This is a genomic window from Parasphingorhabdus sp. (assembly GCF_039977335.1).
Classification (GTDB): domain Bacteria; phylum Pseudomonadota; class Alphaproteobacteria; order Sphingomonadales; family Sphingomonadaceae; genus Parasphingorhabdus.
The window spans coordinates 883068-903856 of record NZ_JBDWDI010000001.1 but is presented as its reverse complement, the minus strand read 5'-3'; the positions used below and the strand labels follow the sequence as shown (position 1 = coordinate 903856).

General features: G+C 51.5%; 22 protein-coding genes. 9 read left to right on the top strand and 13 right to left on the bottom strand.

The features are described 5' to 3' along the window. Positions 1 to 94 precede the first annotated feature (94 nt). The 4 genes from rpsG to ABJM21_RS04225 all read right to left on the bottom strand — a co-directional run bounded on the left by rpsG (position 95) and on the right by ABJM21_RS04225 (position 3917). A complete protein-coding gene (gene rpsG / locus ABJM21_RS04240; protein WP_207987475.1) occupies positions 95 to 565 on the bottom strand; it encodes a 30S ribosomal protein S7 in 471 nt (156 codons plus the stop codon). Positions 566 to 589: 24 nt separating this feature from the next. After that, positions 590 to 961, bottom strand: coding sequence for a 30S ribosomal protein S12 (rpsL, locus tag ABJM21_RS04235; RefSeq protein ID WP_067198316.1), 372 nt, complete (start codon positions 959 to 961; stop codon positions 590 to 592). 398 nt (positions 962 to 1359) lie between these two features. Continuing rightward, the gene (locus ABJM21_RS04230; RefSeq protein WP_348302646.1) at positions 1360 to 2922 is read right to left on the bottom strand and encodes an anti-phage dCTP deaminase; all 1563 of its coding nucleotides are present in this window, start codon (positions 2920 to 2922) and stop codon (positions 1360 to 1362) included. A 209-nt stretch (positions 2923 to 3131) separates the two neighbouring features. After that, the gene (locus ABJM21_RS04225) at positions 3132 to 3917 is read right to left on the bottom strand and encodes a DUF4019 domain-containing protein (protein ID WP_348302647.1); all 786 of its coding nucleotides are present in this window, start codon (positions 3915 to 3917) and stop codon (positions 3132 to 3134) included. Positions 3918 to 4468: 551 nt separating this feature from the next. Here ABJM21_RS04225 and ABJM21_RS04220 point away from each other — a divergent pair. Further along, positions 4469 to 6700 carry a TonB-dependent receptor gene (locus ABJM21_RS04220; RefSeq protein ID WP_348303346.1) on the top strand — a complete coding sequence of 744 codons (2232 nt, stop codon included), beginning with the start codon at positions 4469 to 4471 and terminating at the stop codon, positions 6698 to 6700. 1 nt (position 6701) lies between these two features. Here the strand turns inward: ABJM21_RS04220 and ABJM21_RS04215 are convergent, their stop codons facing one another. Continuing rightward, complete coding sequence (locus ABJM21_RS04215; RefSeq protein WP_348302648.1) at positions 6702 to 7241, bottom strand: isoprenylcysteine carboxylmethyltransferase family protein; 540 nt, start codon at positions 7239 to 7241, stop codon at positions 6702 to 6704. Next, on the bottom strand, positions 7241 to 8290 hold the full coding sequence (locus ABJM21_RS04210; protein ID WP_348302649.1) for a type III polyketide synthase: 1050 nt from the start codon (positions 8288 to 8290) through the stop codon (positions 7241 to 7243). Before ABJM21_RS04210 ends, ABJM21_RS04215 begins: the two co-directional genes overlap by 1 nt. Positions 8291 to 8462: 172 nt before the next feature. Between ABJM21_RS04210 and ABJM21_RS04205 the strand changes: the two genes are divergently transcribed. The 5 genes from ABJM21_RS04205 to ABJM21_RS04185 all read left to right on the top strand — a co-directional run bounded on the left by ABJM21_RS04205 (position 8463) and on the right by ABJM21_RS04185 (position 12956). Further along, a complete protein-coding gene (locus ABJM21_RS04205; protein ID WP_348302650.1) occupies positions 8463 to 9491 on the top strand; it encodes a helix-turn-helix domain-containing protein in 1029 nt (342 codons plus the stop codon). Between the two features lie 115 nt (positions 9492 to 9606). Continuing rightward, entirely contained in the window at positions 9607 to 10464 is an 858-nt protein-coding gene (locus ABJM21_RS04200) for a sterol desaturase family protein (RefSeq protein ID WP_348302651.1), read from the top strand. 315 nt (positions 10465 to 10779) lie between these two features. Then, on the top strand, positions 10780 to 11673 hold the full coding sequence (locus ABJM21_RS04195) for a phasin family protein (RefSeq protein WP_348302652.1): 894 nt from the start codon (positions 10780 to 10782) through the stop codon (positions 11671 to 11673). A 237-nt stretch (positions 11674 to 11910) separates the two neighbouring features. Continuing rightward, the gene (gene clpS / locus ABJM21_RS04190; protein WP_348303348.1) at positions 11911 to 12267 is read left to right on the top strand and encodes an ATP-dependent Clp protease adapter ClpS; all 357 of its coding nucleotides are present in this window, start codon (positions 11911 to 11913) and stop codon (positions 12265 to 12267) included. Positions 12268 to 12296: 29 nt separating this feature from the next. Next, positions 12297 to 12956, top strand: coding sequence for a DsbA family oxidoreductase (locus ABJM21_RS04185; RefSeq protein WP_348302653.1), 660 nt, complete (start codon positions 12297 to 12299; stop codon positions 12954 to 12956). Positions 12957 to 12974: 18 nt separating this feature from the next. On the opposite strand, the gene ABJM21_RS04180 is transcribed toward ABJM21_RS04185, so the two are convergent. Genes ABJM21_RS04180 through ABJM21_RS04170 form a run of 3 tightly spaced genes read right to left on the bottom strand, consistent with a single transcriptional unit; the run spans position 12975 to position 15225 of the window. After that, positions 12975 to 13748: an SDR family NAD(P)-dependent oxidoreductase gene (locus tag ABJM21_RS04180; RefSeq protein WP_348302654.1), complete on the bottom strand. Its 774-nt coding sequence runs from the start codon at positions 13746 to 13748 to the stop codon at positions 12975 to 12977. Between the two features lie 44 nt (positions 13749 to 13792). Then, on the bottom strand, positions 13793 to 14590 hold the full coding sequence (locus ABJM21_RS04175; RefSeq protein WP_348302655.1) for a DUF1295 domain-containing protein: 798 nt from the start codon (positions 14588 to 14590) through the stop codon (positions 13793 to 13795). Next, entirely contained in the window at positions 14587 to 15225 is a 639-nt protein-coding gene (locus ABJM21_RS04170; RefSeq protein ID WP_348302656.1) for a lysophospholipid acyltransferase family protein, read from the bottom strand. The genes ABJM21_RS04175 and ABJM21_RS04170 overlap by 4 nt, the downstream gene beginning before the upstream one ends. A 161-nt stretch (positions 15226 to 15386) precedes the next feature. Here ABJM21_RS04170 and ABJM21_RS04165 point away from each other — a divergent pair, with 161 nt between their 5' ends. Further along, positions 15387 to 15980 (top strand): rhodanese-like domain-containing protein, encoded by a 594-nt coding sequence (locus ABJM21_RS04165; protein ID WP_348302657.1) that lies wholly within the window; start codon positions 15387 to 15389, stop codon positions 15978 to 15980. Here the strand turns inward: ABJM21_RS04165 and ABJM21_RS04160 are convergent. After that, positions 15952 to 16476: a thermonuclease family protein gene (locus ABJM21_RS04160; protein WP_348302658.1), complete on the bottom strand. Its 525-nt coding sequence runs from the start codon at positions 16474 to 16476 to the stop codon at positions 15952 to 15954. The genes ABJM21_RS04165 and ABJM21_RS04160 overlap by 29 nt on opposite strands. A gap of 57 nt (positions 16477 to 16533) precedes the next feature. Then, a complete protein-coding gene (locus tag ABJM21_RS04155) occupies positions 16534 to 16887 on the bottom strand; it encodes a PilZ domain-containing protein (RefSeq protein WP_348302659.1) in 354 nt (117 codons plus the stop codon). A 535-nt stretch (positions 16888 to 17422) separates the two neighbouring features. Between ABJM21_RS04155 and ABJM21_RS04150 the strand changes: the two genes are divergently transcribed. Continuing rightward, positions 17423 to 18778 (top strand): GntP family permease, encoded by a 1356-nt coding sequence (locus ABJM21_RS04150; RefSeq protein ID WP_348302660.1) that lies wholly within the window; start codon positions 17423 to 17425, stop codon positions 18776 to 18778. 8 nt (positions 18779 to 18786) lie between these two features. On the opposite strand, the gene ABJM21_RS04145 is transcribed toward ABJM21_RS04150, so the two are convergent. Then, a complete protein-coding gene (locus ABJM21_RS04145; RefSeq protein ID WP_348302661.1) occupies positions 18787 to 19575 on the bottom strand; it encodes a hypothetical protein in 789 nt (262 codons plus the stop codon). A 155-nt stretch (positions 19576 to 19730) separates the two neighbouring features. On the opposite strand from ABJM21_RS04145, the gene ABJM21_RS04140 reads away from it, so the two are divergent. Beyond that, positions 19731 to 20216 carry a GNAT family N-acetyltransferase gene (locus ABJM21_RS04140; protein ID WP_348302662.1) on the top strand — a complete coding sequence of 162 codons (486 nt, stop codon included), beginning with the start codon at positions 19731 to 19733 and terminating at the stop codon, positions 20214 to 20216. Between the two features lie 3 nt (positions 20217 to 20219). Here the strand turns inward: ABJM21_RS04140 and ABJM21_RS04135 are convergent, their stop codons facing one another. Next, a complete protein-coding gene (locus tag ABJM21_RS04135) occupies positions 20220 to 20750 on the bottom strand; it encodes a PadR family transcriptional regulator (protein ID WP_348302663.1) in 531 nt (176 codons plus the stop codon). Between the last annotated feature and the right edge of the window lie 39 nt (positions 20751 to 20789).

Sequence of the window (20789 nt, the reverse complement as noted above, 5' to 3'; positions counted from 1 at the left end):
CAGCGATGACCAGCCCTGATTAGTTACAAATACAACAATGTGAAAAGCGCAGGAATTTACAGAGAGTCTGCGACCCCTGCGCTCTTATATAATGCTACCAGCGGTAATGTGCAAATGCGCGGTTGGCTTCGGCCATTTTGTGCGAATCTTCGCGCTTCTTCACCGCGTTGCCGCGATTGTTGGAAGCATCAAGAATTTCGCCCGACAGACGAGCAGCCATTGTGGTTTCACTGCGCGAACGAGCCGCACTGATCATCCAGCGAATGGCCAGAGCCTGAGCGCGTTCAGGACGCACTTCGACAGGAACCTGATAGGTCGCACCACCAACACGGCGGCTGCGCACTTCGATGCCCGGCTTGATGTTGTTGAGCGCATCATGGAACATCTGCAGCGGATCTTTTTTCGCTTTGGCTTCTACGCTATCCAGCGCGCCATAAACGATACGTTCTGCAACAGATTTCTTACCATCCTGCATCAGGTTGTTCATAAATTTGGAAAGAACCTGATCCTTAAACTTCGGATCAGGAAGGATTACCCGTTTCTCGGGACGACGACGACGTGCCATATTATATAACTCCTACTGAACCAATTATTTAGGACGCTTAGCGCCATATTTAGAACGGGATTGCTTCCGGTCCTTAACGCCTTGCGTATCAAGAACACCGCGCAGCACATGGTAACGCACACCGGGAAGGTCGCGAACACGGCCGCCGCGAATGAGAACAACACTATGCTCCTGAAGGTTATGACCTTCACCTGGAATATAGCTGATGACCTCACGCTGGTTGGTCAGGCGAACCTTGGCAACCTTACGCAGAGCGGAGTTTGGTTTCTTTGGAGTCGTTGTGTAGACACGGGTACAAACGCCGCGTTTCTGCGGGTTGGCTTCCATGGCCGGCACTTTGGACTTCGTCTTCTGTGGCACCCGCCCTTTACGGACGAGCTGATTAATCGTTGGCATAAAGTCTTCACCTTATTGGATCTAGATAAACTAGGGTTACTCTGACGGCCAAATCGCCGAAAGTGTTTTGCCTATGTGTTTTCTGTAAACCCGGTTTACTCTCCGGAGAAACAGAAGGGCGGCCCTTAGCGAGGATTCGGGTGGGGGTCAAGGGAAGACCTAATCGTCGTCAGATCGAAATATTCCGTTCGCCTTCACACGACGAATAGCATCATCTCTCGCCGATTGTGTTTGCTTGTCAACGAATCCTACTACCACATTGCCATCCCCACCAGTCATCGATGGCCGAGAACTTACACTGCCCATCCCATTTGATCTGGATTGAGAAAAATTGAGAGAATATTGTTCCCTGTTTGGATTACGCTTGCTCACAACAGTCTCCCCTTATTGCACCAATCCTACTCTTCTTGCTCTTTTTTCTTTAAATCTGCAATGACCTTATCTTCATAATCTCGCTTGGCATCCAGAGGTACTTGAAACACTGGCAGAGAGGTTTTCCGACTCTTTCTAACCATTTTTCCTTCCTCCTTGCGTTCACGAGGTGTTAGAAAGATCTTGAAATAGACTGATGGTGCTACACCATCATATTGACGGAAAAGCACTTTGTCGTTTTCATCGGGGATTTCCGTGATTGCATCACTGTGAAGCCTTAATGCCAGACTCTTCTTATAAGGCCGAATATATACTACCTCTTTAATCCCCGATGCGACGATATGCCGAGCACAATTGTGACACGGATAGGTGTTAGTAAAGAGGGTAGCGCCGACGAGCGAATGTTTGCCTTCTCTAGCAACTGACAGAATCGCCTCCATTTCTGCGTGTATTGATCGTGAAAATTCGATTAACGACTTTACATCCGTAATTGCCACAGCGGATTCTATAGCTCTTTTCTTTTCTCCGTCAGCTCCTTCTATTTTTGAAACCTCATCTACAATCTGTCCAATTATTCTGTCTTTGTTGTTGTCATTATGGCAAACTCCGCCTGACCAATTGTGGCATCGAAAATCTTTGTCCACAAAACCTTCGGATTGCTGATCAAACGACCTTCGATCATCTTCAGCGTAAAGCCCCCCACCAAACTTAGGGACATCGTTCCACCCGACGGCGATGAGTTCGCCACTTTGAGAGATGATTGAGGCCCCCACCTGACGAGACATACAAGCTGATTTTGCTGAAGCAGCCTCTGCTTCATACATAGTTGATTCCCGTTGTGTGGGGGTTCTCACCGACATATCAAAAATCAGCTCAAGAAATCGATCAACTGTTTCGCCGATATCGGCTTCCCTTTTATCGTTACAAATGAAGAAATCTGCTTCAACAAATACCTTCCTCGTGTCTTGACCAAAAGTCATTACCTCACCTTGGTCCCGATTCATGACTTTCGTTCTTTCACTTTCGGAATATCCTAGATCTTCAAGACGTTTGTCGCGAATTTGATCGGGAGCAAAAACTCCAACAACGCAAAGAGATTCTCCATATATAGAACGTAACAGTTCTAATTCTTCCATATGCTTAATGGAGTCAATTATATAAGCTCTGCGGCCAGGTATCTCTACATCACCTTTATACCCACCCTTTGCTTTTCGAAAAATATACATTTTCTCAATTGTTTTTTCGACGAGGTAGTTATTGCCAAATTTACTTCTTAACTCATTACCCAAATCCTGCATTTTACTTACATATGATGCGCTATTTTGAGCTTCAGGAGCATTCTTATCAATCAAAGAGGCTTTTTCACGAATTACATCGCTCGGCTTCAAGATAGGTGGACATTCGTAATCATACGGTCCGGTAAGTTTTTCACGAATAAGAGTTGCCGTAGTCGACACACCGGAGCCGAGGGGCCCTACCAGCGCAAACACTAGCTCATTCGAAAGGCGCTCTTTTATTTCTCCAGCGACTCCCGAACCTTTTTCATCGTTTGCAGCCGCATTTGTTTTTTTAATTGGTTTAGTTGCCATTTGACCCCCCGATCAACAATTAGCGTCGAATTAATTCATTCTAAGATGAATGTTTATCGACGAAATTGATAAAAGGTAACAAATTTATTAATAATCTTTTTCAATTATGACGAATTACTAAGGCAAGAATTGAGGTGACGGCTACGAGATTCCCTAAAATCCTCCGCTAGGACTACGGGGATTGTTTTAATAACCGCCTCCGCACCCAATCACTCAATCCAATACCCAACCACTTTCCAACTCGAATCCTCCCGAACCAGCGTCAAGGTCTCGGTGGCATTGGGTTTGTTTTCAAAGCTCGTCCGGAATTTGACCATTTCATATCCATGGGGCGGCGCGGGTATGGCTTCCTGGCTGCTGGCCGTCCGTGAGAGCACTGCTCCCAAAGCCGGTTGAATGCCCTCGGCTGTCGATGCCCATGCCGCGCTGGTGTTTAGCTCCTTGAATGACTGTCCGGTGGCGTTCCAGCTATCGAGCCACTTAAACTCATCAACCAGCGCCAGCCATTGCCGGGCCGATTGCATGACATCGGATGCGGCGAGCGCAGAGGATGATGTTTCGGCCTCTGGTTGCGATTGGGCTGCTTCGACTATTGGCTCAATGGCTGGCTCCGCATTTTGCGAGAGGGACGAAAAGGCAAGTGCTGCGACTATGAAAGACATGATAAAAACTCCTGTCAGCATGGCGAGGGGAATCCGCGATCCATGACCGTCATCCGGTGTGTCATGGGCTAACAGGCCATCGGTGCTTTCCGCTTCCCCCAAAAACCTGTCCGCTAGAAAACTGGGGTGATCACCTTCTTTGTCGAGCAACAGGCGGGCGGCTTGACGGCTGCTGGAAACGGACATTTTCTGCCGTGCGTTGCGCAGCCGTTCGTTAATCGTATGGACCGAGAGATCCAGGTGGCGGGCGATCGTTTTGGTGTCATGCCCCCTGACAAGCAACCGCAGCGTTTCCTTCTCTTTCTCGGTGAGGGCGTGATAGTCTTCGGACATAGGCCTACCTGTGCTGGCGTCATTTGATGGCTGTAGTCTAGGTCGCGGTTGGGCCCCGCACTACCCCAAAAAATTCGTATCTTTGATCGCTTGGGGATTGCCCAACCGTGCTTTCCTACATGCTCGCCGTTTGATATAATCACCGCCATGATCAAGCCGATGGTACCACCGCACACCCCTCCGTTCATCGATGACAGAAAACGCTTCAACAGAATTTGACCACCATTGTGCGTATAATTTGTATTTTTTCGGTGCTGGCTTGTTCGTCGACATTGGGAATCGCACCGGCCCGATGATCTCGCAAATCTGGTCGGGTGCGGAGGGCCGCTGATCAAAACCAGCCCGTCACATTACCGACGCATGGTTTTCTTCAATCTGTCACACGGATTGCCTCATGCGGTAACAGCAATGCTGCACTTGCACAGTCAGTTTCCCCCTGCTCCTAGTAAAGGCTGATTCTTGTGAAATTGACATGCAAAACCTCCCTGCCCGCTCTTGCAACCGCGCTTTGTTTTTCTACCCTTGCCGCTCCTGCTGCGGCGCAGAATGATCTGGACAATGCTGCAGAAGAAGGCAGCGACGACAATGTCATCATCGTGACAGCACAGAAAATCGAGCAGCGCTCCACCGATGTACCGATCACCATTTCTGCCGCGACCGGAGAACGGCTTCGTGAACTGGGCGTGTCCGATCTGGATGAGCTGTCCAATTACGTTCCCGGGCTGAATATTCAGGAACAAAGCGCCAATAATCCCGGTGTTGTCATTCGCGGGATCACCTCTGACAGCGGCTCGGCCCAACAGGCACCGCGGGTCACGCTTTACTATAACGGCATCGATATTTCCCGCTCTCGCGGCTCTTATCAGGATGCATATGACATCGAACGGATTGAGGTGATCAAAGGCCCTCAAGCAACGCTGTTCGGTACGGCCGCTGCGGTTGGTGCGATCAGCATCGTTTCGAACAAGCCGGAGCCGGGCTTTTCCGGTGAGCTGTCAGGCAGCTATGGCAATTTCGACGCCTACACGGTTGCGGGCCATCTCAATGCCGGGTCGGATATCATTGCCGGGCGGGTGGCATTCGCCTACAAACGGCGCGATGGCTATGTCGAAAATCTCGCACCCAATCAGGATGATCTCTATGCGCAGAACCAGCTCGGCATTCGGGGATCGCTGCGCTACACGCCCAGCGATGATTTCACCACCGACCTGATTTTCACTTATGACCGCCAGCGTAACTCGGGCACGCCGTTTATATCAGGCTCTTTGCCGACGACAGCGGGACCAGCCGATCCCTTTGGCCCTGCCTTTCTTGGTGGGTCCCCCTTTTTCCCAGAGATATTGGGCGATGATGAGCTTGGCCTGACCCGCGATGTCTATGACGCCAATTTCACCTTTTCATGGAATTTTGCCGACGAGTGGACGCTGACCATGGTCAACGGCTATCGCAATTTCGATTCCAATGAAGTGTTCGATGCCGATGGCTCGGTCGCGACCTATCTCGAATTTGCTGAGGACGCTGAGGGCGACCAGTGGAGCCACGAGACCCGGTTTTCCTATAATAATGGCACAACATTTCGCGGTTCCTTCGGCTGGAACATCTTTCGCGAGGATGGCAGCCAGCGCGTGCCACTTGCCACGGATGAGGTGACCTTTTTGCAATGTTTGTTTGGCAGCGTCGCTCCGGGTGTGCCCTGTGTCAGCGCCGATGGCATTCCCGCCGGTGTCGCTATCGAAGCGCTTACCAACGGCGCGGTTACGGCCATTCCCTACACATTGGAATTCGAAAATCTCGGCAAGAATGACAGCTATTCCGTCTTTGCTGACGGCACCTGGATTCCAATACCGGAGCTGGAGCTAACCGCTGGTATCCGGGCGCTTATCGAAAAGCGTCGGTCGGGCTATCGGGCATTCGCTCCAAACTCCGTTCTTGCCGGTGTGCCCCTTTTCCCGGTAACCGACACCGCCGGTCAGACCTTCCGCACCGAAGACAGTTTTGACGCCTTTCTCCCACGCTTCAATATTCTCTACCGCTTCTCCGACGATGTTAATGGCTTTGCCACCATCTCCAAAGGCCGCCGCTCGCCGACAGTCGACCTGGATGCGACCAGTGGTCCAAATGGCCCGATTGCCGACTTCACCGCGATCGATGAGGAAACCGTATGGAATTACGAAGTGGGCTTGAAGGGATCCTTCGGTCCGGTGTCAGGTTCGCTCGGCGTCTATTACCAGACTTATGAAGGCTTTCAGGTCAGCGTCGTAAACCCCGAAACCGGCCTTGCGGAAACTCAAAGTGCGGGCAGCGCGAAGAATTTCGGGGTCGAAGCCGAGGTCAGCATTCAGGCCGCCGACTGGCTGAACATATTCGCCAATATCGGCTATATCGATGGCGGCATTGATAACTCCGACGACATCGCTGACAATTTCCGCGATGCCCGTTTCCGCCTTCAACCAGAAGTACAAGCCGCTGGCGGCTTCACGGTTGATTATCCAATCAATGACAGCACACGCTTCTTCATGACGCCCAGCATCACCTATCGTAGCAAGATATTCTTTCAAATTCCGAATGATCCGGCGATTAGCGAAGATGCCGTCACGCTGGTCAACCTACGCGCGGGATTATCCTTTGCCGATAAACAGTTTGAAATTGCCGGCTTCGCACGAAACCTGACCAACGAAAATTATCTGCTCGATGCTGGCAATACCGGCGGTGCTTTTGGGATCCCGACATTCATTCCGGCCGAGCCGCGCTTTTACGGGGTGCAGTTGACGGCGCTGTTCTAACCTAGGCTTCGCTTTTCCCTCGCTGTCCCAACACGGTGTTTTCAACACCAATACGATGGCGCAACAGAATCGCGTTCAGGAGAGAGAAGAGCAACGCCACCCACGGCAGGCCCATTAACAACGGCACAATCGCGATTTCGAGAACCACCACCAGATAATTGGGATGGCTGACATATTTATATGGTCCGCGCTTCACTTTGTCGAAATGAGGCGCCGATATGATCCGCGTTGTCCACCAGCGACCGATGGAAGCCAAGGTCCAGACGCGCAGGATCTGGGTTCCGACAAAGAGTGCGAGTAGGATCGGATTCAGCTCTCGCAAAGGATCGACCAGTAGGAAGATAATCGCCAGCCACGCGCTGTGAAGGAAGATAAACCAGTGATAATGATCGGCGCCAAATTCCTCACCGCCTTCTGACAGCAAACGCTTGGTATTGCGGTTGGCATAGACAAGTTCGCCCAGCCGTTGCACGACGATATAGATCAAAACCCATGTGACGAGGGTCGGGGCCGTAGTGAAAATAGTGCCTAAATCATTCATCAATCTGCTCCTGCCGGGTCCAATATACCCAGCACGGATGTAAAGCCGGGGCCAAGCGCAGTCATCAAGATAGGTTTCTTAGGATTACCGCTGAGTATTTTTTCCAGCACAAACAGCACGGTCGGTGATGACATATTGCCATGATGTTTCAACACATCACGGGTGGCGGGTATGCCTGATAGATCTGGTGCAAAATAACCTTCCAACGCCTCAACAACGCGGCCGCCGCCGGGATGGCAAGCCGGTTCACCGAGGTCACCTTTCTCCAGACCCTGTTCGGCCAGAAAGTCGTCGCAAAAAGGAGTGAAATCCTTGGTCACAAAAGTCGGAATATCACGCGCCAAAACCAGATCAAATCCGGTTTCGCCAATGTCCCAACCCATCATGTCGCGCGTATCCGGCCAGGTCTTTTGCTCAAACGCCCGGAAGGACGGTCCATCGCCCTGCCAGCCTTTGCCAGTCAACACGGCCGCGGCACAACCATCGGCAAACAGCGCGGTGGCAATCATATTCTTTTTGTCGAATTGGCTATAATCGTAGGACAGGCTGCATAGCTCCAGCGAGATCATTAGGACATTCTGTCCGCCCCCCGCATCCGCCAGGTCATTGGCCAGCCTCAGCCCCAATATTCCGCCGGCACAACCATAGCCGAAAACCGGAACCGTCTGCACTGACTGGCGAAAGCCCATAGTCTCAATCAACCGGCTGGGGATAGATGGCGTCATCGTGCCGGTCGTGGAAATCATCATGATGACATCAATATCAACAGGTCGCAGTTCGGCTTTCGCCATTGCCGCCGCCGCCGACCGCTGGGCTAGCGCCCTGCCCACCTCATCATAGATTTGCGCGCGCTCCGGCCAGCTGCGCTGCTCCAGATAATAATCCGGATCCCGGGCAATATAACGATGATCAATCCCGCTATTGCCCAATATCTGCTTCAATCGCGCAGGCAAAGCAGCGCCGCGCGCCTTGGCCAGCACGGCCAGGACATCCTCTTGGCTGATCTTGTGGTCAGGAAGGGCGGTCGCGATGGATTTCAGTTGAGACATGGGGGGCATTCGCGCTGCATGGCTAAGCTGTTACACATAGCTGTTTCATAAACAAAAGAATAATCTCCACACTGCCCGAACGGACGTATCAATGATATTCCCGTTGCGAACTCAAGAAGATGAGCTAGCATAGCATATAACAGGGAAGGTAATAGAAATCGCCGGATTAGACTTGGCACTGGTCGATACGACAATACGGCTGCTCACGCTGGGTGGGCAGATCATGCTCATTGCCGTCTTGCTGGTCAGCCGGACGCGCCGGGATCTAAAAATATCACTGTTAGGCGTATTGATCAGCTCAATGGCCTATTTGATCAATTCATCGACCACGATGGCACCGCCCCTTCCCTGGCGCATACCGATTGATTTCCTCTCGATATCGACAACCGTATGGGCGTGGGTATTTGCGCATCAGCTTTTTGAGCGTCGCATTGCGGGGCCATTGCTCATCGCGGCGCCCATAGTGCTTACCATACTCTGGATCATCGCTTTCACTATACCGGCATGGCAATGGTTCACCTTTTATGCGATCCGTTTCCTTTCGCTCGCGCTGGTCATTCACCTGATCACCATCGCGCTTACTGGCCGAGCAGACGACCTGATTGAAAAGCGTCGACGCATCAGAATGTATCTGCCGATATTTGTGGGACTGCAGGTCGGCGGCGTTTTGACCTACGAGCTTTTCTTTGGGGCTACAGACAATGTGCCCAGTATCTCGGCGATCAACGCCATGCTGATCCTGATATTAGTGCTCGGCGCGGGCATGGCCGTGTTGACTGCAGATCGGGATTTGTTTGCAAAACCGGCCACCAACCAGCAGCCGATACGTCCCGTTTTAAATCTTTCACCATCGGAAACTGTGCTGCATGACAAGCTGATCGCGGCGATGGAGGAGGGACAGTATCGCGCGCCGTCGCTAACCATAGCAACGCTGGCTTCTCAATTGGATACGCAGGAACATCGATTGCGCGCGCTGATCAACAAACAGCTTGGTCATCGCAACTTTTCTTCCTTTCTCAACGGCTATCGAATCACCGAAGCCAAGGATAAACTGTCGGATCGAACGCATGTCGACTTACCAATTTTGACGATCGCAATGGATTTAGGCTATGGATCGCTCGCTCCGTTCAACCGGGCCTTTCGTGCGGAAACCGGCCTGACACCTAGTGATTTCCGCAAAGAAGCGATTGATCAAAACTGAAATAGTCTGATCATTTTCAAAATTGCACAGCATTTTTCAGCATTGCAGAGAGACGGATGCCGCTTTCTGTCACTTTGCCTTCATCGAACAACAAACGCATGTGATGGAGAATGTAATGCCTGAACTTTTTGATGCCATAGTGGACCATATGATTGGCGCCTTCACCTTTGATCTAGGGCGCTATCTGATTGCGGCGGGCACATTGTCTTTGATCCTATGGGCCTTTGGCAAATGGAGCGCGGTCCGGCGTATCCAATCTCGTAAAGCTGGTTTCGCTGACTATAAGCGCGAGTTTCTATCATCGATGCGAACAGTACTCGTTTTCGGTCTGACGACGATCAGCACGGTATTGCTTGAGGCATCGGGCTGGATCACCGTCATGACAGGCGAGATTCTCTGGCCGCTATTTGTTGTCCAGCTCTTGGCGATGATTGTCGCCCATGATGCATATTTCTATTGGATGCATCGCTGGCTCCACACGAAAACCATGTTCCGTTTCTCCCACCTGCATCATCATAAGTCACGCACACCGACGCCGTGGGCCGCTTACAGTTTCTCTTCCTTCGAGGCTATGGCCGAGGCTGCTTTTGTGCCGATCTATCTGTTCATCATCTCGATCCTGTTTGGCGGTATGTATCCTTTCGCGATCTTCCTGTTCCTCGCCCACATGATTCTTCGCAATGTTATGGGCCATGCAGGTGTAGAGCTTTTCCCCGCGGGATGGACACGCAACAAGTTTGTCGGCTGGATCACCACAACGACCCATCATGACCTTCACCATAGTCAGGGCAACAGCAATTTCGGCCTCTACTTCACATGGTGGGACCGCATGATGGGAACCGAGCATCCCGAATATGAAGCGCGCTTTGACGCCGTCGCGAAGCCGATCCGCCTTTCGGTTGGTGTCACCGCCAATATCTGCATCGCGGCCTTCTCCCTGCTCGCGGTCGCGACAACCACCAATTTGATCTGACAGCTTCGGTAGGAAAGGGTCTACCCCTTTCCTACAAGCCGCGGGATGTGGTAAGTATATATATGTTCAGGCTACATGCTGGAATTACACGGACCGCCAGTATGTTGCAGAGCAGCAGAAAAAATAATTTTTCCTGATTCTGTGTATATTGCGTATAAACTGGCACAGGCCTGTACAGTCAAAACCACCCTTACCTTATTGTTATAAAACACCTTTTCTCCTTCTTTGAAGATTATGTTGCACTGCAACATTTTTCCTTGACTTTGATGAATACCTTCCCTATTTGTGCACTGCAACAAACGAATGGAAGCAAAGATGGCTGATTTAAACACGACTGACAAACAGGCTGTTCCGGCTGCTGCAAAGCCCGCCAGCCTCTCTGCTGAAGCGGCTTATACAGCCGCTGCCTCAGCGAAATCCGTAGCTGCAGAAGCAGCACCTGCTCCAAAAGCAGCTGCCAAGCCAGCAACAACGACTGCACCAACAACCGCTACGGCTCCTGCCGCGAAAAAGCCGGTTGCTGCTGCTGCGACAAAGACATCGGCTTCAAAACCCGCTGCAAAGAAGCCTGCAGCAACCAAGGCGGCTCCTAAAAAGACTGTTACGAAGCGCAAAGCCGCTCCGAAACGTGCCGCCAGCACTGTGAAAAAGACTGTTAAAAAAGGAACGACCAAGATGACAACCGCAAAGAAAACGACCGTTAAGAAAACCGTTAAGAAAGCTGCTCCGAAAAAAGCGGCTCCAAAAGCGGCTACAACCAACAAGAAAGCTCTTCAGGACATGGCCGCTAAATTGCAGGCTCAGCTTGAAAAGCTGACCGTAACCGCTCAGGAACGCGCTAAAGAAGTTGCTGACCGCGCTGTTGAAGTTTCCAAAGACGCTGTTGAATTCAACCGTCTGAACGTTGAAACCCTTGTCGAAAGCGGCAAAATCACCGCTAAAGGTGCTCAGGAAATCGGCAAAACCAACGTCAAATATACCCGCGAAAACTTCGTGGAAGCCAGCAACGTTCTGAAAAGCTCTTTCAACGCTGCTACGCCAAAAGATTTCGTTGAAATGCAAGCTGACTTCATGCGCAGCGGCCTGGACCGGGTTATGGACCAGACGTCTAACAACATGGATGCCGTCACCAAATTGGCTGGCAAAGCGTATCAGCCAATCGCTGACCGCGTAAGCACCATCCGCAAGGAAATCAAGAAAGCCGCTTAAGCCGCTTTCATCGTCATGCAAAAGGCCGTTCCCTCGGGAGCGGCCTTTTTCTTTTGTGCCATGTTCGGACGGTTTGTCGTAAAATCATCGCCGACTTATCAATCCACCACTTGCCCTCAAGGGCAAAAATACCATATCTTGGAAAATATGATTAAAGCAGAGATTCTCTCCCTGACACCATCACAGGCCGACCCAATCCTTTTGCAGGACGGTGAAGACCTATGGTTACACCAATTTATGGCAGGGGATGGGGATGATGGTGACGGTTCCGATGACAATGGCACAGGCGATAGCGACGACACTGATCTCGGTATAGCAACCAAAACGCGGACCAAGACCAAGAAGCCCAATCCTTATAAAGTCCTGCTGCTCAACGACGACTACACGCCGATGGAATTTGTCGTGCTTGTCCTGAAGCGCTTTTTCCAGATGGATATTGATGAAGCCACAAGAGTGATGCTCCATGTCCACCAAAAGGGCGTCGGCATCTGTGGTACGTTCAGCTATGAAGTCGCCGAAACAAAGGTCACTCAGGTGATGGATTTCGCCAAGAAAAATCAGCATCCCTTGCAGTGCACTTTAGAAAAAGCCTGAACCGACACCCCAAACTTAAGGAATAAACTATGTCAGAGACCCCGGTCATCACCGTCGATATTGTCTCTGATGTGGTCTGTCCGTGGTGCATTATCGGCTATAAAAAGCTGGAACAAGCGATGCAGCGCTTTGAAGGCAGAGCAGAATTTGCGCTGGCCTGGCACGCCTTTGAACTAAACCCGAACATGCCGTCCGAGGGACAGGATATCAACGAGCATATGGCGCAGAAATATGGCGCTACGCCGGAGCAAAGCAAAGCTAATCGTGAACGGCTGCGCAATGCAGGCAGCGATCTCGATTTCGAGTTTAGCTATCATGAGAATATGCGGATGGTGAACACATTTGACGCCCACCGCGTGCTGCATTGGGCCGGAGAAACCGGCAAGCAAACCGCGCTTAAGCTGGCGTTGTTCAAAGCGCACTTTACCGATGGCAAAGATGTCAGTGATCATGAGATACTGATCGAGGTAGCTGGCTCCATCGGTCTGGATGAGAAACGCGTCCGTGACCTGTTGGGCAGCGACATGTTCGCCGCCGAGGTTCGCGCTGTCGAAACCCAGTGGCAAGACCGCTTCATTTCAGGGGTTCCCGCTTTTATCTTCAACAAGAAATTCATGGTCCCCGGCGCGCAAGACAGCGATGTCTTCGCCCAGATTATCGAGAATAAGGTACTGGCTGCCGCGGCCTAAACCATTTGGCGATTAGCGCTATTTGTCCTGCCCACCATCCACCGGTATAATTGCGCCCGTTATAAAACTGGCGCGCGGACTAAGCACATAAGCGGCGGCTGAGCCGATTTCTTCAGGCTTCCCGAAACGCTGGAGAGGCACTTCGCGTTTGATCCATCTCATTACGGAAGCCCCCTTTTCTCCATTGGCCCGCTTTTCCCAATCGCCGTCCGGGAAGATAATGTTACCCGGCGCGATCACATTAACGCGTACGCCCGATGGTCCGGCCACTGCGGCCAGTTCTTTACCAAGGTGGTTCATGGCCGCCTTGGCCGTGCCATATGTCAGCGGCGTTCCCAAACCGGAAAGGCCCGCGATCGAACTGATGAAGAGGATGGACCCTTCGCTCCTTGGCTGCATCACCCTCAAAGCCGCGCGAGAAAGAATGAACGCTGAATCAAGATTTTGGCTCATCCCGCCGCGCCAGGTGTCATCATCGACTTCGAAGCCAGGAGGGCAAGGATGCAAACCAACATTGGCCACAACACCCCACAGTGGTCCAAAGCTATGCTCAATATCGGCAACCATGGCATCAACCGTCGCGGTATCACGCAGATCGCCCGTTTGAGACCAGAGGCGATCGGCACCATAGATGTCAGCCAGTCGAGATTTCTCGGCTTGAAGTGCTTCCGCGCCGCGGGCCGCCATCGCTACCTTTGCACCTTCAGCCAAGCAGGCTTCGACAATTCCAAGACCAATACCGCGGCTTGCGCCTGCTACGAAAATGACCTTATCCTTTAATCCCAGATCCATCCTTATTTTCCTTTTGAAGGTTCATTTTTTGCTTGAGCCGGTGCTTATTTCTTAGGCGGCATCGGGAAGAAACCGGATGTCCGCTCGATATAATCGACATAATCCGGTCGGTTCTTGCGCAACGCATATTCCAACATCGGCGCACCGCTCCATTTTGTCAGTGTAAAGCTGAGGAATAAAGGCCCGATAATGGCTACCCAAACCGGCCAACCGACTTGAACAGCGACCAACCAAATGCCCCACCACGTACAGAAATCGCCAAAATAGTTGGGATGCCGGGTATAGCGCCAAAGCCCCGTGTCGAGCACCTTACCTTTGCTGGATGGATCCGCTTTGAATGTTTTGAGCTGCGCATCGCCAATGGTTTCAAAGGCTATCCCAATAATGGCCAGCGCTAGTCCAACCATGGCGATCGGACCAAGACCCTGGTCACCTGCTAATAAGATACCAATTTGCGCTGGCAAACAGACTACAAATAGCAACGGAATTTGTAAGATCCATGCTTTTACCAACGCCGTTTTGGCAAAGCTCCAACCTTTTTTCTTCATCGCCGTACCGATAATTTTTGTGTAGCGCGGGTCCTCACCTTCCTTGCTCCAGCGCAAGTAAAGATGCGTACCTAATCGCACACCCCAGGTTACCGTCAAACCGAATATCGTCCAACCGAGCCAACCAGCATTTTCCACCTGAAGAATCGACGCGCCGGCCATTATGGCCATCCCATAGGCCCAAAACGCGTCAATGAAGGACACATCCCGAATCTTTACGGAAACCAACCAGAGGACGATCATGACACCAACCAACAAGATGAAATTCTGGGCTAAAGCCAGCAGCAAGCTCATCCTTTTTCCTCCGTCCCGTCCCCGGTCGGCTTTGCATCCGGGTCGGTGTGCACAATATCATCCATCGCTTTGTTAGGATATTTAGGTGTCACGCTATGATAAAAACCGCTCACCTTTGCCATATCGGCCTCATAGTCTCCGGTTAGTTGGATCTCTGGACCCAGCCCGCCAGTTTTCTTGGCATAATCCATCATGCCGATGATCAGCGGCACTTTGGCTTTCAATGCTATATAGTAAAATCCCGTCCGCCATTGACGTACGTTACCGCGGGTTCCCTCGGGCGGGATAGTCAGGATGAAATCATCGCGCTTATTAAATTCCTCGACCATTGCATCGACCATATTCTGCGACTTGGAGCGATCGACCGGAATACCGCCCATTCGGCGCATCATGTCGCCAAAGGGCCATTTGAACAGCGTGTCTTTACCAATCCAATAGGATTTAAACTTCAGGCTGTTAGTCAGCCCGAAGAAATAGATAAAATCCCAGTTGCTGGTGTGCGGGGCAGCGATGATCACGCATTTACGCGGGACGGGGTTTTCTTGCACGGCTTTCCAGCCATTGATGTTATAAACGAACACAGAAAAGCGCCGGACAATTTCCGATAGCCAATTAGGTTTGATATTATTCTGCACGCTTCCCCCATTTGCGATCCTGCTCGCATATGTGAAATGACAATAGGTTCATTTCACTCAAGCGCAACGCCCGATATGGCAGACAAAATAGTTTGGGTTCAGCTTTTAGCAATCTGAAAAGTCTAGATTTTAAGCGGCTTGTAAAAATAGGGACAAAGATCATGAAATTATCGCCGCTAATGGCATCTACCATCTTCCTTTCGACCCTCTCTCTGCAGCCTGCTATAGCACAAAACCTGCCTGACTACGAACCAGAGGCATTGCCACAGGTTGACTATGCCGGTTTTCTTCAGCTGACCGAAGAACTCTCTGAATATCGCCAGGAACGGTTGGTCGATCTAAAAAAGTTTAATGCAATTGCGAAAAAACAGAATGCGATAATATTGGACAGCCGGTCTGCAGCAGCTTTTGCGCAGGGCCATATTGAAGGGGCCATCAATATACCTTTTTCGGATTTTACCGAAGAAAAGCTCACCAAGCTGCTAGGCGATAAAACACGCCCTATCCTGATCTACTGCAACAATAACTTCCGTGATGATATACCACCCATTCAGCTAAAACGCGCGCCGCTGGCCCTCAACATCCCCACATTCATCAATCTATATGGCTATGGGTATGAGAATATCCACGAGTTAAGCGGCGTTACCCATATGGCTGACCCGCTCGCCCGGTGGACAGGGACGCCTAGAACTCTCGCCATAAGTCCAGACCTATTGTCGCAAAAACCTATCGAGGATGCGACGCGCGCCAACTAGAAGGCTTTTCAAAGCTTCCTTGCCAGATTCCGCGCTGCGCCTTTTCAGCAGCCGCTTCCTCGCGCCCATATATTACACTGTCAAAATTTGCAGAGGACATCGCATGGCCTTGCTCGACTAGGCGTGCGCCCAAATCATCATCTCCGCTGGCACAGCTTACAATTGTCCGGCCATATTTGTCGCGCGCTCGGACTTCACAGTTGAAGCTACCATTGCGCAAAACCGCCGCTAAGCCCTGCCGCGCCGATTTCCCGCATGGCCAGTCTTTACCATTCGCGTCTTTGCAAGTTTGCCGATATTCTGGTGCATCGATCCCATAAATACGGAATTCTGTCGTGCCGTCTTTGAAACTATCACCATCAATGATTTTAACAGTTTTGCCGTTGACCGTGATGATTTCCGGGTCAATCGCCCAGCTGCTCAAGGCCCACGCCCCGCCAACGATCAGCAAAAGCAATATGATATTCTTGATATTTCGGAATGATTTACTGGCCATTATCGGTTCAACCTAGCCGATAATCCAATCTGCGCAATGCTGTAAGGAGGCGGTCCGTTAACCCGCTTGTTTCAGGGTCGGGTACTTCGAAACAATATGATCGAATACCGCCGGATGCAGGCTATGCACAAATTCACAGCCAAAAATATCACCATCGACCCAGCAAATCTTGCTCTCGATCGCGGCGAATGATGGCAAGGCCATAAAAATATTCTTCTCGCCGGTTAACCGGGTCATGCAGCGCATGCGAAATCCGCTCAGGGACAAATCCATGATCATCGCTTCAATCCGGCCAAGACCAGGCTCGCGCACCTCTGCAAGAATTTCAACGCCGGCACGGGTAGAAACCCGGTGATCGCCCCGCTTCAATTCTTTGTCCATTACCCGTTGATTAGCTTTATCGCTCGTCATCACCAAATCCCGAATTTATTCTTCTGCCAAAGCTTGGAAGCCAAGCCGATCAGGTGGCTGACACCCAGTTTAATATATTGGTCTTTAGTCATAGCAGCAGATAATTAGGTAAAGGTTAAAGTGCCCATTTGTTTGTTCGATTGATCGATCAGAATGATAGCTTAGGTTTTTTCCGGCTTCATAGGTGGCGATTGTCACAAAATCTGACCGTCATCACCTACAGAAATTTTGAATACCACTTTCCTACAGTAATATCAGTATGATAGATAGAAATAGGCTCTTTCTCAGTTTTGGATATAATTGCTCCCCTTTATGTCAGCGCTAAGACGAACCGGTGTGATTTGTGTGAACTTTGAGATCTTTTTTCATAGTTCGGTCACGCAAAAGGACATTGTGTACTTTGTGAACTTCACCCGAAATCGGTAGCGTTTTTGAATATCAACTAACGACCAATTAAACCGCCATCAAAATTGATCCTTGCCGCTTGTTCCATTCCTCTGCCAATAGGCGATCTGGATAAAGGGGACCAAAGCGCATGTTATCAGCAATCGGATTAATTGGCGGGCTCGCGCTGCTCATTTATATGACGGTAAAAGGCGTAAATATCTTGATCGCCGGACCGATTGCCGCCGCGATTGTTGCAGCAACCAGCGGGTTGGCGTGGTTACCACCGCTTGCTGCAGAAGGCGCTCCCGATTTCGCCACAGCCTATATGGATGGTTTTGTCAGCTTCTTCAAAAGCTGGTTCTTCATGTTCTTGCTCGGCGCGATATTCGGCGAAATCATGGGCGCTTCGGGAGCCGCTGCCAGTGTCGCCCACTGGATTATCGAGAAAATCGGTATCAAACATGCTGTACTTGCGGTGGTCGCCGCCTGCGCCGTTTTGACCTATGGCGGGGTAAGCGTTTTTATTGTCGCCTTTTCCGTCTACTCGCTGGCGGTGCACTTGTTCCGCGAGGCCAATTTACCGCGGCGCTTCATTCCGGCTGCCTTGGCTTTCGGGTCCGTGACTTTCACGATGACTACGGCTGGTAGCCCGGAAATCCAGAACCTGATCCCAATGGAATTTCTTGGCACCACTGCTTATGCGGGTTGGGAGGTCAGCCTTGTAGTCGCGGTCTTTATGGCGATTGCGGGTCATTTTTGGCTCAACTGGATGGTGAAGCGCGCCGTCGCCAGAGGTGAAACATTCGTCGGCCGCGAAACCGATGATACCAATACTGATTATGGCACCCTGCCCGGTCCGCTCTTGTGCCTGTTGCCGTTGGTAGCCGTACTCGGTATTTTCCTGATCTTCCAATATCCGCAAGATATGGGGCCGATTTCTGCCATATTGCCGCAAAACTCGCTCGACAAATGGGCACTGGTGGCGGCTCTCGGTTCCGGCGCGATTGTCGCGCTGGCCGTGGGATATCGAAAATTGCGTGCGATGCCAGAGGCCTTTTCGCGCGGCGCCACTAGCGCGGTGGTCGCGATCACCAATACCTGCGCCGTGGTCGGTTTTGGTGCGGTTGCCAAGCTATCACCCGCTTTTCAGGAAGCCTTGGTGATGGTGCAGAATATCCCGGGCAGCCCATTGATCGGCGCCGCGATTGCCGTGACCGTGATTGCTGGCCTGACCGGTTCAGCCTCAGGCGGCCAGACCATCGCTCTGCCCCTGATCGCTCCGCATTATCTCGACGTCGGCGCACAACCGGACGAACTGCACCGCGTGGTAGCAATCTCCTCCGGTGCACTCGATAGCTTGCCGCATAATGGCTATGTCGTGACCACAATCCGCGCGGTTTGCGGCGAGACGCACAAGGACGCCTATGGCGCGGTCGGGGCGCTCACTGTAGTGATACCGGTCATTGGCACGATCATGGCGGTGGCACTGTTTACGATGCTCTAGCCGTCATCCTAGTTCTTGACTGGTGAACCGACACGATAGACGAAGCCCAGAAACTTCCAGCCCACCCCTTCATATTCATAGGCCTGGTTGACATAGACCGTGCGTGGTTTGGTCGGATAATGGCCCCGGATATTCAGCGCACCATCTTCACCAATATCCGCGCTATCGATGACCGGAGACATCTTGGCGATGCTTGAAAAGTCGTCGGCAAATTTAAACGAACCCTCATAGGCCTTGTCCAGATCTTCAAGCGATATCTGCCGTTGAAAAGCGCCCGCCCCATTGTCGCGTAGCTTTTTCATCGTGCCGTCTGAAAGCGACTGTGCAAAGACCGTCATGGTTTCTCGAAACAGCTGTTTCTGCCTGTCAGCGGGCGGAACGTCACGATCGCTTCCAGCGGTTTTGAATCCCGCGGTATCTTTTTCGATCGCGTTGATCTGCCAACCGGAATCCGAGTCAATCAGGCGTAGTTTTAGGGGTATCTTGCTACCGCCTTCTGTCGTGATGGTGCCTTTCAACTCAGTAATCCCACCGGTCATCATCCGGCCGCCCCAGGATGCTTCCTTGATTTTATCCAAAGCATTGGCGGCGAGATAAGCTTGCAACTCTTCCTTGCTCGTCCCTGCCTTGAAATCATCCGACAGCAATGTGTAAGCCGCATCCATATCGTCATTCTGCACGGCAGCGAAAAAATCATCGCCGGCCTTAGTCACATCTCCGGTCAGCCAAAAAATGACGCCGACCAGAACGGAAATCCCGGCGACAATGCCGAGAACAACCTTCATCCATGTATTCATGATAACCCCCTCCAGCTTGCGACCCGAGTTGATTGTAAGAGCATGCAATAGCGCATAAAGCGATGAGCTCAGTGTCAGCGATCATCAAGGCTGACACCGCACCATAAATAAGGCAAGCTCATCGAATAGATAGGAAAAAAAAGATCAGGTTCTTAATGACAGTAATTACCCGACGATATACTCCCGGAGACAAACAGGCATATATCTCCCTCAATCTCGATTGGATTGAGGAATCCTTCAAGCTGGAACAAAGCGACCGGGACCAGCTGGAAAATCTGGAAGCAACGATCCTTGCACTGGGCGGACAGATCATTGTCGCAGAACTGGACCGAAAAGTGGTCGGAACCGGCGCGATTTTACCACCACATCATGATCCGCAAGATGGCCGCAAATGGTTGGAAATCGTGAAAATGGCGGCCCGGAAAGATTTGCGCGGCCAAGGCATTGGCCGTGCGGTGCTGGAAGCGCTAATTACCGAGGGGCGGACTATGGCCGCCGATGCCATCTGGCTAGAAACCAACAACGATCTGAAAGCCGCAATCCGTCTTTATGAACGATGCGGCTTTCAGCATTTATCCGGTGATGATCTATGGCCTACGCCTTATGCCCGCTGCAATGTGCAAATGATTCTGGCGTTATAGTCTCTATTTGAGCCGTTCGATCTTGCTTGCCGCCTCGTCAATAATCGCTGCGACATCCAGAATCTTCTCTGAACCCTTTTCCTCATCGGCAAGCCGGATGCGGATCGCGCTTTTCATATTGCCCATTGCGCGGCGTATCGAAGCACCGTCGGAGGCTTGATCCATTTGCGCAATGCCCTCTAGCCGAGCGAGAATATCAGCAATATGCTTTTCTTCCTCTGTCAGCAGAGCAGTTCCCGCGTCAGTGATTGAATAGATTTTCTTACCGCCATCATCGACTTGCTCATCAATCAGCTCCATTTCAGCCATCAGCGTCAGCGTCGGGTAAACAATCCCCGGACTGGGTGCATAGTGACCGCCAGTAAGCTCCTCAATCTGCTGGATCAGATCATAACCATGACGAGGCTCTTGCGAGATCAGGTGCAACAATACTAGCCGCAGCTCCCCGCGCTGGAAAACCCGCGCACGGCGCTTGGCTTTCGCCCCTTCAAAGGCAGCAGCGGCAAAGGCGCGAGCAAATTTCTGTCCATTCATAGCCCCCCAGCGCTTACCGCGCTGAGAGCGAGGTCCGCA